Origin of the sequence: Sulfurovum sp. TSL6 (assembly GCF_019972115.1) — a bacterium.
Taxonomy (GTDB): Bacteria; Campylobacterota; Campylobacteria; order Campylobacterales; family Sulfurovaceae; genus Sulfurovum.
Genome location: NZ_BPFJ01000001.1, coordinates 697,978 through 711,575, shown reverse-complemented (window position 1 = coordinate 711,575; position 13,598 = coordinate 697,978). Strand labels below are relative to the sequence as shown.

15 protein-coding genes are annotated in these 13,598 nt (G+C 36.5%); 5 read left to right on the top strand and 10 right to left on the bottom strand.

What is annotated here, in order from left to right:
• Positions 1 to 22: 22 nt before the first annotated feature.
• From LDM93_RS03510 to LDM93_RS03495, 4 genes are all read right to left on the bottom strand, one after another.
• Entirely contained in the window at positions 23 to 331 is a 309-nt protein-coding gene (locus LDM93_RS03510; protein ID WP_223890669.1) for a sulfite:cytochrome C oxidoreductase subunit B, read from the bottom strand.
• Entirely contained in the window at positions 331 to 1,536 is a 1,206-nt protein-coding gene (locus LDM93_RS03505) for a molybdopterin-dependent oxidoreductase (protein WP_223890667.1), read from the bottom strand. The genes LDM93_RS03510 and LDM93_RS03505 overlap by 1 nt, the downstream gene beginning before the upstream one ends.
• A gap of 199 nt (positions 1,537 to 1,735) precedes the next feature.
• Positions 1,736 to 2,362, bottom strand: a complete 627-nt coding sequence (gene upp, locus LDM93_RS03500) for a uracil phosphoribosyltransferase (RefSeq protein WP_223890666.1) — start codon at positions 2,360 to 2,362, stop codon at positions 1,736 to 1,738.
• 64 nt (positions 2,363 to 2,426) lie between these two features.
• Positions 2,427 to 3,650, bottom strand: coding sequence for an APC family permease (locus LDM93_RS03495; protein WP_223890664.1), 1,224 nt, complete (start codon positions 3,648 to 3,650; stop codon positions 2,427 to 2,429).
• A gap of 129 nt (positions 3,651 to 3,779) precedes the next feature.
• Here LDM93_RS03495 and LDM93_RS03490 point away from each other — a divergent pair, with 129 nt between their 5' ends.
• Together LDM93_RS03490 and LDM93_RS03485 are read left to right on the top strand one after the other, a co-directional pair.
• A complete protein-coding gene (locus tag LDM93_RS03490; RefSeq protein WP_223890662.1) occupies positions 3,780 to 5,126 on the top strand; it encodes an AAA family ATPase in 1,347 nt (448 codons plus the stop codon).
• Between the two features lie 158 nt (positions 5,127 to 5,284).
• On the top strand, positions 5,285 to 6,250 hold the full coding sequence (locus tag LDM93_RS03485) for a TIGR00341 family protein (RefSeq protein WP_223890661.1): 966 nt from the start codon (positions 5,285 to 5,287) through the stop codon (positions 6,248 to 6,250).
• 30 nt (positions 6,251 to 6,280) lie between these two features.
• Here the strand turns inward: LDM93_RS03485 and LDM93_RS03480 are convergent, their stop codons facing one another.
• Positions 6,281 to 6,940 (bottom strand): DUF2459 domain-containing protein, encoded by a 660-nt coding sequence (locus LDM93_RS03480; RefSeq protein WP_223890659.1) that lies wholly within the window; start codon positions 6,938 to 6,940, stop codon positions 6,281 to 6,283.
• A gap of 136 nt (positions 6,941 to 7,076) precedes the next feature.
• Between LDM93_RS03480 and LDM93_RS03475 the strand changes: the two genes are divergently transcribed.
• Entirely contained in the window at positions 7,077 to 7,526 is a 450-nt protein-coding gene (locus tag LDM93_RS03475) for a CBS domain-containing protein (protein ID WP_223890657.1), read from the top strand.
• Between the two features lie 105 nt (positions 7,527 to 7,631).
• Complete coding sequence (locus tag LDM93_RS03470) at positions 7,632 to 8,843, top strand: cation:proton antiporter (protein ID WP_223890656.1); 1,212 nt, start codon at positions 7,632 to 7,634, stop codon at positions 8,841 to 8,843.
• A 22-nt stretch (positions 8,844 to 8,865) separates the two neighbouring features.
• Here the strand turns inward: LDM93_RS03470 and ppk2 (LDM93_RS03465) are convergent, their stop codons facing one another.
• From ppk2 (LDM93_RS03465) to LDM93_RS03455, 3 genes are all read right to left on the bottom strand, one after another.
• On the bottom strand, positions 8,866 to 9,717 hold the full coding sequence (gene ppk2 / locus LDM93_RS03465; protein WP_223890655.1) for a polyphosphate kinase 2: 852 nt from the start codon (positions 9,715 to 9,717) through the stop codon (positions 8,866 to 8,868).
• Positions 9,718 to 9,736: 19 nt separating this feature from the next.
• Positions 9,737 to 10,615, bottom strand: coding sequence for a polyphosphate kinase 2 (gene ppk2 / locus LDM93_RS03460; protein WP_223890654.1), 879 nt, complete (start codon positions 10,613 to 10,615; stop codon positions 9,737 to 9,739).
• 131 nt (positions 10,616 to 10,746) lie between these two features.
• Positions 10,747 to 12,375: an inorganic phosphate transporter gene (locus LDM93_RS03455; RefSeq protein WP_223890653.1), complete on the bottom strand. Its 1,629-nt coding sequence runs from the start codon at positions 12,373 to 12,375 to the stop codon at positions 10,747 to 10,749.
• Between the two features lie 193 nt (positions 12,376 to 12,568).
• Here LDM93_RS03455 and LDM93_RS11315 point away from each other — a divergent pair, with 193 nt between their 5' ends.
• Positions 12,569 to 12,703: a hypothetical protein gene (locus tag LDM93_RS11315; protein ID WP_255586204.1), complete on the top strand. Its 135-nt coding sequence runs from the start codon at positions 12,569 to 12,571 to the stop codon at positions 12,701 to 12,703.
• A gap of 57 nt (positions 12,704 to 12,760) precedes the next feature.
• On the opposite strand, the gene LDM93_RS03450 is transcribed toward LDM93_RS11315, so the two are convergent.
• Both LDM93_RS03450 and LDM93_RS03445 read right to left on the bottom strand, forming a co-directional pair.
• Complete coding sequence (locus tag LDM93_RS03450; RefSeq protein WP_223890652.1) at positions 12,761 to 13,126, bottom strand: HIT family protein; 366 nt, start codon at positions 13,124 to 13,126, stop codon at positions 12,761 to 12,763.
• A complete protein-coding gene (locus tag LDM93_RS03445; RefSeq protein ID WP_223890651.1) occupies positions 13,126 to 13,560 on the bottom strand; it encodes a Sua5 YciO YrdC YwlC family protein in 435 nt (144 codons plus the stop codon). Before LDM93_RS03445 ends, LDM93_RS03450 begins: the two co-directional genes overlap by 1 nt.
• Between the last annotated feature and the right edge of the window lie 38 nt (positions 13,561 to 13,598).

Genomic DNA, 13,598 nt, shown 5'->3' with positions numbered 1-13,598 from the left:
TAAAGAGGTGGAGCAGAGTCACTTATTTTAACTTTCCGTTTCCATAATGTTCAAATAGATATTCAGTGGTTTCTTTTGCTGCCGCTTCATCCATAGGTGCTTTGAAATGTACGATCATTTTGTCCACTTTTCCACGCCAAAACTTTTTTGACTGTCTTCCCTGATTGATGATATATCCAAAAGAGTGACACATAAGACAATGTGTTTGAATGGCATCGAATCCTTTTCCCATTTTGATCGGGAACGCTACATAAGGTACTTCCACATCCTCTTTTACCTGTGAAAAGAGTGGTGATGCAAGTAGTGTCGCAATTAATAGTAATTTTTTCATTATATTACCTCCACAGTAACTTCATCGATACCATTATATTTATATCCGCCGTGATTCCATTTGATATCTTTAGCAAAAGGTTGTTCTTCACCTATCTTATTGATCGCTTTAGCCATGATCGTTACTTTTCCAAATGTAGTTGGTTTGTATGGATATCTAAAGGCTCTATAAGCATAACGACCAAGTTTACCATTATCAAGAATGGCTTTATCCCATGTCTTCCCACCATCAGTAGAAATCAGTACATCTTGTATACCATGACCATCATCCCAGGCAACACCACGAACAACAACGTGAGATTTATGATTGACAATTGAATCTTTTGTCGGGTATCCGATCACAGATTTTACATTCATCTTTTTGATAGGCTTTGTCTTAGGGAATCTTTTTTCCGGAGTTTCTGATTCCGTTTCATTATCCGGTACACGATAGGCAACATCCATGAAGAAGAGTTTTTTATACTCATTTGTCACGGTGATATTCGAAAGCATTTTTACCCAAGAGTCAGAGTAGTATCCCGGAAGTATAAGTCTAAGAGGATAACCATTGAGGTATGGAAGATCTTCACCATTCATCTCGTATGCCAAGATAACGTGGTCATCAAGTTCACTGAGTTCAAGTTCACGTACAAATTCAGGTGTTTCATAATAGGCTGCTCTTTCAGAACCGTTAAATCCGATCCATTGTGCATCTTTTTGCAAACCTGCTTGGTCAAGGATATCTTTTAAACGTACCCCTTTCCATGTTGCACAACCCATTGCTCCTGATCCCCACTGGATACCTCCTGCAATCGGTTTAAATGCAGAACGGCTGTTACCGCCACATTGTAGTACAGCAGTTACTTCTACCTGTTCAAACTTGGTTTTGAGGTCATTAAGTGAGATATGCAGCTCATTTTTTACAAGACCGTTAACGTGTATTGTATAGGTGTCTGGGTCAATGTGCGTAGGAATATCCGGCATGTGCCAACGCACAAAGAACTGATCATTGGGGGTAAGTACAGAGGTGAATACTTCTCTAGGTGTCTCTAGCAAAGGAGGTCTGTCAGAATACATGATCAGTGGTCTTTTCTCAGGAAAAGCAACATTTGATACTTTTCTATTATCAATAGGTTGAGTTGTTACACCAGCTTCTAGCGTACTGGTTCCTACAGCCGCTGCTCCAGCAGTTACTATAGCTTTTTTAAAGAAGTCTCTTCTTTCCATAAAATACCTTTCAGTGTTGAGATAATAATTTAAAATTATTATTATTATGATTATGAGAGAATCTCTCTTAATAGATACTGAAAATAGGGTTTAAAAAGCGTAGATCAGCACGAATCTACAAGTTTATTTATTATCTAACGTTTTATTATCAATCATATTTACTTATGAAAATAAATATATTGATATATAATCCTGTTTATTAAGACCCTATCGTATTGTACGATCGATCACCAGCATCCCCCAAACCCGGTACAATAAACTTATATTCATTTAGTTTCTGATCAATTTGTGCGATAAAGACTTCTACATTTGGATGTTTTTGTTCTAAAATAGCCATGCCTTCTGGGGAACCGATAATATTGAGTGAAATGATCTTTTTAGGTGATTTGGATTGAATGACAGATATAGCATCACAGAGTGATCCTGCAGTTGCTACCATTGGATCAAGTATAATGACAGTTTTACCATTACATTCAGGGATACGGTCATAGTAAAGAATGCTTTGATGGGTATTTTCATCACGTTTCATAGCGAGAAATCCTGAAGATGCATTAGGTAAAAGTGCAGTCAATGATTCGATCATAGGAAGTCCTGCACGTAAAATAGTGACAAAGATGATATCTTCTTCTTGAATAAATCCAAACTTTTCTTCTCCCTGCCACGTGGATATGGTTTGATCATAAAGTGTTTCATTTTTTAGTGCTTCATAAACTAGCAGTCGAGACAGTTCTTGAACAATGTGTCTAAAACGCAGTGCATCCGTTTTCTTTTCTCTCAAATGATTCAATAAAGTTTTTGCAACAGGATTGGATAGTTCATAGATCATAGTATATCCTTTACTTAGAATATTTAATTATACCAAAACTCATTGGATGCTATGAATATGTTGTTTAAAACAGTGACACAATTTGAAACCCAAGTAGGGTGAGGTTAAGAATGATCGCTACAATAGGGACGACTATAGGATAAGTGCGTATGCCCCGTGGTTTAGGATCTTTGATCTTTATGAGAATTAGTGAAGCATTAACAAGAGTGAATATGATGAAGATCATGAAGCTTGTTGACTGAGCCAAGGTAAGGATAGGAATGAGTGTAGCCAGGATAAATACCAGGAACCCAGCAAGAATGGTAGCATAGATGGGTGTACTTGTTCTTGGATCGACAATACTGAGAAATTTTGGTAACCATCCTTGAGTACTCATGCCATAGAAGATTCTCGATGACATGATAATTTGAATAAGTGCACCATTAATTACAGCAAAGAGTGCAATAAGACTTAGAATCGTAGCTTTTGAATCCGTAGCCGTTTCATACACTTTTGCTAATGGTGCACTGGAGTATGCAAGTTCATCTATAGGGACAACAGATATGGACACTATGGCTATAACGGCATAAAAAATAGTTGCTATGATAAGTGTAATAATGATGGCATTTGGCATCGTTTTAGTAGGAACTTTAACCTCTTCTGCAATGTTCACCATATCTTCAAACCCTATAAAGGCATAAAAGGCTAAAAAGGCACCCAAGATGATGGAGTTTATCAGAGTCATTTCAACGGGAGGAATAAAACTTTGAAGGGTTTGAATATTTAAAGGCACATGCTCAAATCCTACATAGATGACCATGACTAGACCAAATGTTTCAACCAATGTCAGTAGGGCAGTGATTATGATGGATTGTGTGATGCCCCATATGGCAATTGCACTTAGGAGGGTAACAACGATCAAGATGCTTATGGTCTCCGGTGTCTGTATAAACGTACTCAGGTAACCATGAAATCCATGTAAAATTGTAGCAGATGAGAGCAGACCTGCCAAAGCAACACTAAGGCCTACGAGAGTAGAGAGCGTAGTGTTATTGAACCCGGCATTGATATAAAGCGCTTCACCGGCACTCTTAGGATATCTTGCACTCAGTTCTGCATAGGTTAAAGCTGTAAATGAGATAATAATACAGGCTAGCAGGAAGGAGAGAGGAATATACACACCAGCAATACCAGCCATCTCTCCTATCAGTACATAAATACCTGCACCAAAGATATTACCTAATCCATAGAGAATCAGCATGGGCAATGTGACATTACGTTTTAATTTAGGTGTATATTTTGTATTCATCTTGCTTCTTTAGCTGATTTACTAATGATAGTATATTAAAATCTTTACTATATGCAAAATTACATGCTAGCTTGATACAAGTGTAAAGTTTTAGATATAGTTAGAAGATATAGATCAAAAAGGTTGGAAATGGAAACTAAAAAAAAGAAAGATATTCCCAAAGTAAAACAATCCAAGATAGGTTTTGATGATGTAGTAGGTCATAAGCAGATAAAAGAACGTCTGAAAGGTATTATTAAGATTATCAAAAAACCAGAAATGCTTGAACGGTTCGATACTGCTATACCTAAAGGACTGCTGCTCTACGGACCTGTGAGTGTCGGTAAAAGCATGCTTGCCAAAGCTTTTGCAAAAGAGGCAGGGCTTTCCTATATGGAAATATCCGGTTCGAGACTTTTTGAGCTTGATTATATAAAAGAGGTATACGATATTGCTTCTAAAAATGCTCCCTGTATTGTACTATTGGAAGATATTGATGTAAAAGGTATTATGCAAGGAGCTATTACTAATGTTCCTTTTTCTGATATTGCCAAAGTACTAGAGTCCACGGAAGAGAGGGTTTTTACCATTGCCACTGCTGAGAGCCTTGATGAGATCGATCCTATATTAACTTCATCACAAAAGCTTGATTTTTTATTGGAGGTTTTAGAACTTGACAAGGATGCTAGAAGATTTTTTATAGAAAAGATCATGGAAAAACCTCATGATCCCAAGATAAATGTTGAACGCATAGTACGTTACATCACCGGTATGAGTGCTTTGGAACTGGAAAGAATAGGACGTATGGCAGCACTCAGTGTAGTCGAACAGGACAAAGACCTTATAACAGAAGAGATACTCATAGAGCAGATAAACATCATTAAATACGGGCATAAAGTTGAAAAGAAAATGGTTGAAACGCTTGAAAAAGAACTTAAAATGACTGCCTATCATGAAGCGGCACATGCAGTACTTTCCGTGTTGCTTTTGCCTCATGTTAAAATTGAACAGGTCACCATTTCACCTAGAAGCAAAATGCTTGGTTTTGTTTCTTACAATGAGGAAGACCCCTTATCCAATATCTCAAAGATTGACCTCTTTCATGACATTTGTGTTCTGCTGTCAGGACGCATAGCAAAAGTTAAAAAAATGGGAGATGACCAGATGGACAGCGGAGCACAAAATGACCTTGCCCAAGCCTCTTTGCAAGCTTATGCTGCCATTACCACATTGGGAATGGATAATGAGCTGGGCTACATTAACCTGAATGCGATCAATACGTTAGATAATTATTTCTTGGAACAACAGATTGAAAAAAGATTTTTGCATTGGATGCATGTAGCAAAACAAAATGCAGAAAAATTAGTAGATACCCATTGGAAGAAGATAGAAACGCTGGCACAAAAACTGATAGAACAGGAGATAGTAGAAAGTGACGAACTCGCTTCGATCATTGGTGATGAAGAGCTCTCCCATCAACTTCCAGATAGTCTATAGGGGCTATCAGAAGATGATTTTGTTTTGTGATATACTTTAGCAAGTGAAAATTATCAGTCTCATATAAAAATGGTACAAGTATATTAGTCATTATAATTTCAAGGCGTATAGTGATCATTCAAGCAAGCGTACCTAGCAGAATTTAAAAGGTAAAACAAATGAAATATCTTGAAGTGATAGTGAGTGCCGAAAGTTTCAAAACAGTTCAAAATATTGCACAAAACGTTGATGCAAAAGATTTGCGTTACCATCCTAAAGATGAAGATAATATGCAGCTATTTCGTATGCTCATAAATGACGAGAATCTTCAAAAAGCGCTTGACAGTTTTTCGAAGATCATTGGTACACAGCCAACTGCTAAGGTAATCGTGATGCCTGTTGAAGCACATTTACCTAAACCTAAAGTAGAAGCACAGGAAAAAGAGAAGAAAACAACTTCTGCCAGGGAGTCCATCTATGAACAAGTTGAGAAAAATGCACATATCACTGTCGACTTTATCATATTGGTAACTTTATCAACGATTGTTGCTTCTATTGGACTGATTGAAAACAATGTTGCTATTGTTATAGGGGCAATGGTAATTGCTCCACTGCTTGGTCCAAATATTGCATTCAGTTTAGCGACAGCTCTTGGAGATACAAAACTAATGTTAGCTTCGGTTAAGTCAATGATGGTTGGTGTCGGTATTGCTGTATTACTACCCTATATCATAGCAAAAATTCTATCCATACCTGTGAACAGTCAGGAGGTATTGATGCGAACTCATGTAGGTTTTGATTCGGTCATTTTGGCTTTGGCTTCGGGTGCTGCAGCTGCATTATCGATCACAACTGGTCTCTCCAGTGTCTTAGTAGGTGTCATGGTGGCCGTTGCACTTCTTCCTCCTGCTGCTGTATTTGGACTAATGCTTGGAGATGCACGTTTTGATCTGGCAGTTAATGCGGGAATACTACTTGCCATCAATATCGTCAGTATTAACCTATCCAGTAAAATCATTTTTATATTTAAAGGTATCAGTCCTCGAACATGGTATGAAAAAGAGAAAGCAAAGCATGCGATGGATCGGTATATTTTCACATGGATTATTACACTGATAGTCCTGATGCTTTTAATTTATCTTTGAGATATATGATATGGCTTTAATTTAGTCATCTCATTCATCCCTACGCTTTAACTGGTAGATTAGATCGTCTGCAGTAAATATACAACATGTATTTATAGGGAAGCCTGATGAGCGGATTGCCCTTGCACTCCAGGTATTACAGTTATTAAATAGGTGAAACTTCCCCTCTGCACGATAGAATCTGCTTGTTCCATAGAGACCGTTTCCCAATTTGATTATCTGTTTTTTTTCATCCAATGTAAAACTATTATCGATATACTCTACCAATCTGATAAAACCCGTTTTAGAGAGTTTTAACGGAACGACTTTATTGTCATTAAAATACTTTATAGGATCTGTATTAAGTGCAGCTACATGAAGTACTGAATCTGTAGGCCAAAATAATGCTCTTATCGCCATCCAAAGTGTATTTGGATCTGTTTGATAATAGATCTCATCTCCCCAGCCTATTTCTAAATATCGTGCACTCTTAAAATCATCAAAGGAATAGATATAAGGGGCTGCATCTTTTTTGGATAATGCAATGCCTGTGTGCAATCCATGATTTACGATGTATACTGTTTTGTTATCAGCTCTTCCTGGATCCGGTGGATAAAATTCGCTAATAGATTTTGTACAACCGGTTAATAGAGCTATAGATAAGACTATCAGGCTTGTTAGTATACTTTGCTGATAATAGTTATGTGCCAAAGTTACTCCTTTGCACAATAATTAGATTCCTTTAAAACAATATTATATCTTTTTACTATCTAAGATTATAAATATTTATGAATTATTTAATCACAGTGGTATATAATGAACTATCTACTTATAGAAAGGAGTGATAATGAATATTGGTGAACTTTGTAATCGTGAAACGATTATTGTCCTCAAAGATGAAAATATCGTAGAGGCAGCTAAGCTGATGCGGCATTACCATGTTGGGGACCTGATCGTTGTAAGCAAAAGTGAAGATGTTAATACTCCGATCGGTATCGTAACCGATCGTGATATTGTTATGGAAGTTGTGGCTAACAATGCTGATCCTAAAAACGTTAAAGTCTCTGAAGTCATGAGCCAAGAATTGGTAACTGCAAGTCAAGAGGAGGGTATTCATGAGTGTATTGAGCGTATGCGTACGTATGGAATCAGAAGATTACCAGTTGTTGATAAAGAAGGTTGCCTAGCCGGTATTCTCTCCGTCGACGACATACTTGAGTTTTTAGGTGAAGAGGTTGATACTTTGATAGGACTTTTTTATAAAGAAAAGCGATCAGAAATTGATAAGATGGGATAGAAATAAAAAATGTGTTTTAATATTCTATAAGACCTTGTTCCAAAATGTCAATGAATAACTATAGTAATAATATCGGATTTTATGTAACTTTCTGTACAATAAAATATGGATGTACATAACTTTTTTCTCATACTATTTTTGATATTGGCGACTGCAAGGATTTTGGGTGAATTGTTTGCACGCATGGGTATTCCATCTGTATTGGGTGAGTTGAGTGCCGGTATACTCCTTGGTGTCTCAGGCTTGGGTATTATAGAGGTGAATGATGTCCTTAAAGTACTTGCAGAGATAGGTATTCTTCTTTTACTCTTTGAAATCGGTTTAGATACTGATATTCAGCGTCTAAAAGAAGCAGGAGGGAAAGCGGTTATTGTTGCATTATTTGGAGCCGTATTTCCCTTTGCTGTATCCTCCTTCTTTGCATATTATATATTTGATCTGACACTGGTTGTCTCTCTTTTTATTGGTGGTACTCTGACAGCGACGAGTATAGGTATTACCATGAGAGTGTTAAAAGATCTTCAAAAAGAACATTCAGAAGTCGCCCAGATAGTCATTGGTGCAGCTGTATTGGATGATATTTTAGGCGTTATTATCCTTGTTTTCATTTATGACTATGCCATTACGCAAGAGTTAAATATGACCAATACCTTGCATACCACTGTGTTTATCTTGCTTTTTTTACTCATCGCACCGACTTTTGCCAATTTTATCTCTACTTTTATGAAAAAGTCTGATGAACATCAAAAAGTACCGGGGTTTATACCCACTATCATTATCTCACTCATAGCAATTTTTGCTTATTTTTCACATCTTTTTGGTGCGCCTGAAATTTTAGGTTCCTTTGCTGCGGGTATCGCTCTTTCAAGACGATTCATTTTGCCTTTTGGTATGGGATTGAGAAATGATGAAGTCTTTTTAGAGAAAGTGAAAAACGCTATTACTCCTATCGCACAGATGTTTACGCCTATATTTTTTGTGATGGTCGGACTATCCATGAACTTAAAAGTCATAGACTTTACATCCACAAGATTTTGGACCTTAGCATTTGTTTTCTTGGTAATCGCTATTATTGGAAAATATATGGGGGCTTTTTTACTCAGGGATAGCAGTGCATTAAAAAAAGCATTGATAGGTATCTCTATGATCCCACGTGGAGAAGTTGGGCTGATATTTGCAGAAGTAGGGCGCGTAAACAATATACTGGATAATGAAATTTATGCCGTTTTGATCTTTGTGATCATTGTAACAACTATTGCACCGCCATTTATACTCAAATGGCTTTTTAAGTATGAGAAGGATGATCTTGCACCATGAGTTGTTTGTGATGAATGTCATTTTATTTATTGTGTGAGAACTTAAACGCTCTTTCCATTGATATCGCTTCATCACTTCCATAGACAATGATGTCACAGTCTACTTTGATATCTTTCTTATCGATCTTATCTGGATAATCAACAAAATTCAAGATATGTTTTATACAATTTATTCTGGCTTTTTTCTTATTGTCACTCTTAACAATGGTCCAAGGTGCTGCTTCTGTATGTGTAGCACTCAGCATCATATATTTAGCCAGTGAATATTCATTCCATAATTCTTGTGACTTCTCATCTACAGATGAAAATTTATATTGTTTTAGAGGATCTGTCTCTCTGGCTTTAAATCTTCTCGCTTGCTCTTCTTTTGATACAGAAAAATAAAATTTAAATATCTGAATATCTTCATCCACGATCATTTGCTCGAACCCTGGCACATCTCTTAAGAACTTGTGATGCTGTCTTTCACTACAAAAATCCATGACAGGTTCAACCATTGCTCTGTTATACCAACTTCTATCAAAAAAAACAATCTCGCCAGCACTTGGAAGGTGCTTAACATATCTTTGAAAGTACCATTGTGAAGTTTCAATGTTGCTAGGTTTCTCAAGAGCAACTACTCTTGCGCCCCTGGGATTTAAGTGTTCAGTGATTCTTTTTATCGTACCACCTTTTCCAGCAGCATCTCTGCCCTCAAAAATCATCAAGATCTTAAGCCCTTTATCTTTTACATGGTTTTGAAATTTCAGGAGTTCAACTTGAAGTTTTTTTAATTCTTTCTCGTAGGCTAAAGTTTCTTTCTTGACCCAAATTTGAACTTTATCAGCATTCTTTTTAGTTATTGACTTACTTTTATTCTTTTTTATCTTTTCCATATGGTCCCTTTATTTTATATTAGCCTATAAATTTACCGCTGCTTGTTCTTTGTGCATCCATGATCTCGATCTCTCTCGCACCGGATATAACGATATCAGGATTAAGCGTATAATCAAGATTTACATCTCTGCTTTCATAGTTGATTGAATTTACGATCACTTTGAGTGCTTCAAGTCTTGCCTGATGCTTATCATTTGACCGTATAATGGTCCAGGGTGCATTGTGAGAGTGTGTCTGTTTGATCATATCATATTTTGTCTCAGTAAAATCATCCCATCTGTCTTGTGCCTGTACATCGATTTCACTAAGTTTCCATTGTCGAAGTGGATCGGTTTTTCTACGCTCAAATCGTCTTGCCTGTTCATCTTTGGTTACAGAAAAATAAAGTTTGATAAGTATAACCCCTTGTCTTGTAAGATCTTTTTCGAAGCCTTTAACACCCTTCATAAAATCATCATATTCTTTTTTTGTACAAAAACCAAAAACAGATTCAACCATGGCTCTGTTATACCAACTTCTATCAAAGAGTACTATCTCTCCGCCTCTAGGAAAATGTGAAATATACTTTTGGTAATACCACTGTGTTCTTTGTTCTTCCGTTGGTTTACCCAGTGCAACGACACGGTAGTGTTTTTCATTCATATAACGTGTGACTCTTCTGATCGTTCCGCCTTTACCTGCAGCATCACGGCCTTCAAAAAGTATGATCATTTTCTGGTTCGTATCTTCAAGATGTCTCTGAAGTTTGATGAGTTCAGCTTGATAGGGTTTTAATTCCTGTTCATTTCTTCTTTTTATTTCAGATTTTTTTTCTGACTTTGCTTCTCTGTATGTATTGATTAACTCATCTAGTGAGATTGTGTTGCCATCTATTTCTACTGTTTTGTTTTCTAACATATTTATACCTTGTAAATTTTTTTATTCTTTGTCAGTTGGGTAGAGAGACCCTGTCCCCAAGAGAACTAAAGCTCCCCATAACAATAGTGTTATTATGAGAGTTAATAGTATGTTGAATTGGCTAGTCACTATTAAAGTACAATTCCTTTAATCATGAAAAATATTGCTGCTGAAAGCACTGCAGAGGCAGGTACTGTTATAACCCAGGCAGCAATAATTTTTTTAATGGCATCTCTTTTGACATATTTGACTTTTTCTATACTTTTTATATGTTTTTTTGTCCTTTTAATCTTATCTTCTTCATGATCAATGGCTTTATATAGATCAACAATTCTTTCATAATCTGCTTTTGTTTTATCTGCTTTGTCCTCTAATCTTTTGAGTTCACTGCTGTATGCTTTTAAGACTCTTTTTTCATCTTCAATATTGGTCTGTTGTTTTACTAGAATCTCTTTTGGTCCAGTAGTTGCAAGATATTCTCTTAAAAAACCTACTCCAAAGATACCACCGAGTGCAATATGTGTTGAAGATACAGGAAGACCTAACTGAGAAGCGATAATAACCGTAATTGCAGCTGCAATTGCTACTGAGAATGCTCTCATTTGGTCTAATTCTGTTATTTCACTACCCACTGTCCTGATCAGTTTTGGTCCATAAAGAGCAAGACCAAGAGCAATACCAAGCGCTCCAACAGACATAACCCATATAGGTATACCTGCTTGAGCCGAAATCCCTCCGGTTATCACTGCATCATTGATCGCTGCCAATGGACCAATAGCATTTGCAACATCGTTTGCACCATGGGCAAAACTTAAAAGCGCTGCTGCAAAAATAAGTGGTACAGTAAATAATAAATTAATAGAATCTCTGGTGTTATGAAGATTTGTTGCTCTGTTAGCAACCGTTTTTTTCAATATAATATAGACTGCGCCAGCCACAATAAGTCCAAAAACAGATGCTATGAGAAAAGAAGGTTTTTTCTCATCGGGAAGAAATACCAAAACATCTACAATCGAAGGCCATATCTTTTTGAGGCCTTTAATGGTTAAATAGGTCACAAATGCCCAAGACATAATGGCTACAAAGATCGGTACCCATTTCCTGGCTGCTGCAACTTTATCGTTTTGAAATATGATCGTTTTTTTAATAGCATATAAAAATATTGCTGCAATAACTCCTCCAAGAAGCGGTGAGATAATCCATGAAGCTGCAATTTTGCCCATAGTACTCCACGAGACAATGGTGAATCCTGCCGCAGCGATACCGGCACCCATGACACCCCCTACGATTGAGTGGGTGGTTGATACCGGAGCTTTCATCATTGTGGCAAAGTTCAGCCATAGTGCAGCAGCTAAAAGTGCTGACATCATCGCCCAAATAAATGGATCAGCATTACCACCGAATGCACTGATATCAATAATACCTTTTTTAATGGTTTTAACCACATCTCCACCTGCTATAAATGCACCACTTGCCTCAAAAATGGCTGCAATAATTATGGCACCACCCATGGTAAGTGCTTTTGAACCCACTGCAGGCCCTACATTGTTTGCAACATCATTTGCACCAATATTCATAGCCATATAGGCACCAAATAGTGCTGCTATGGCTAAAAACATATTATTTGGTATTGAACCTGAACTTAAAAAACTATAGGTTAAAACCGCTACAAGAAAAAAGAGTGCAAACCCAAGTCTTATAAAATCAATTCCACTACTTTTAATTGCCTCTTTTTCCATTTTTTTGGCCATCTGTATCATATCGATTTATTTCATCCTTTTATAATAAGTGCATTCTTATAGTATACACCTACTAATCTTAGTAGTGATAATAAAAAATAAAAATCATTCGTTTTAAAAAGATTATAATATTTGAGTTTTTAATATATAAAACAATATTTATGTTATACTACTGTATAGCCTACATGGCTTAAATGAATGGAAAGGGATTATTATGGAATTAGTTTATATAGCAGTTGGAATAGTCATTGGGGTAATAGGTGCAATTTTTATTGATGTAGATAAATTTTCAAATAAATTTGCAAAAGAAGAAGAAAAATTTGACTCTAAAGAAGAGCATAACGAGTGATAATAAATTACCCGCAATCTTTCTCGCCCTAAAAAATCTTTTTGGGCTGAGAAGAAATTATGAAATAGCTTTTACCACTCTTTTACAAAAGACTTCAAACTCAGGTAAACTCAAATCACTTTCACGCTGTTTGGTTCCCCACATAGGTTCAGGAAAAAAACTGTCTTCTTCAAAACGTGCCATGATGTGCCAATGTACATGAGGCATATAGTTACCAAAACTGGCAATGTTTATTTTTTTAGGTTTGTAGTAGGAGAGCATCTCTTTTTCTATGGTGTCTAAAAGGTCATATATTTCAAATTTGATCAAACCCGGCACTTCACTCATCTCTTTGTAAGCATGTTGGGTAAATATCTTAAGCCAAGGTATTTCACTTTGTTCTACTTCAATCCTGATATTTTCATTTTCATAAATTACTGACATTAACGTATCCTTTTTAGTGCGTATTTCCCAAGCTTATAAATCTGTGAAGCTTGCTTGGTTTCTTTTATCGGTTCTATGATGACATCTGCCATCTCTCTGGCAAAAGATTCTTCATAGGCTTCATTACTTAGATTAGCCGATGTGGTATAAGCCCATTTGAGGCGGTCTAAGAGCAATAGATGATGTGTATCTTGTATCACACGATAAGAATGTCCATTTGACATAATAAACGTTGTTTTTTTTGCTCTTCGAACTCTATTTTTATACTTTTGAGGCACACGGGTAAATGTATTGAGTGTATGTAGTGAGTTGACTGCTTGAATGTAATGCTTGTGAGGAGGGCGTTGTTTGATCTTTGTAAGTTTGTCTGCATTTTGGGATACAAAACCTATGGTGGTATCAGTTTGTGTAAGGAAAACTTTGTCATTTAACATAAAATACCTTTTTAGATCCACGTGTGACCGTAGGAAAT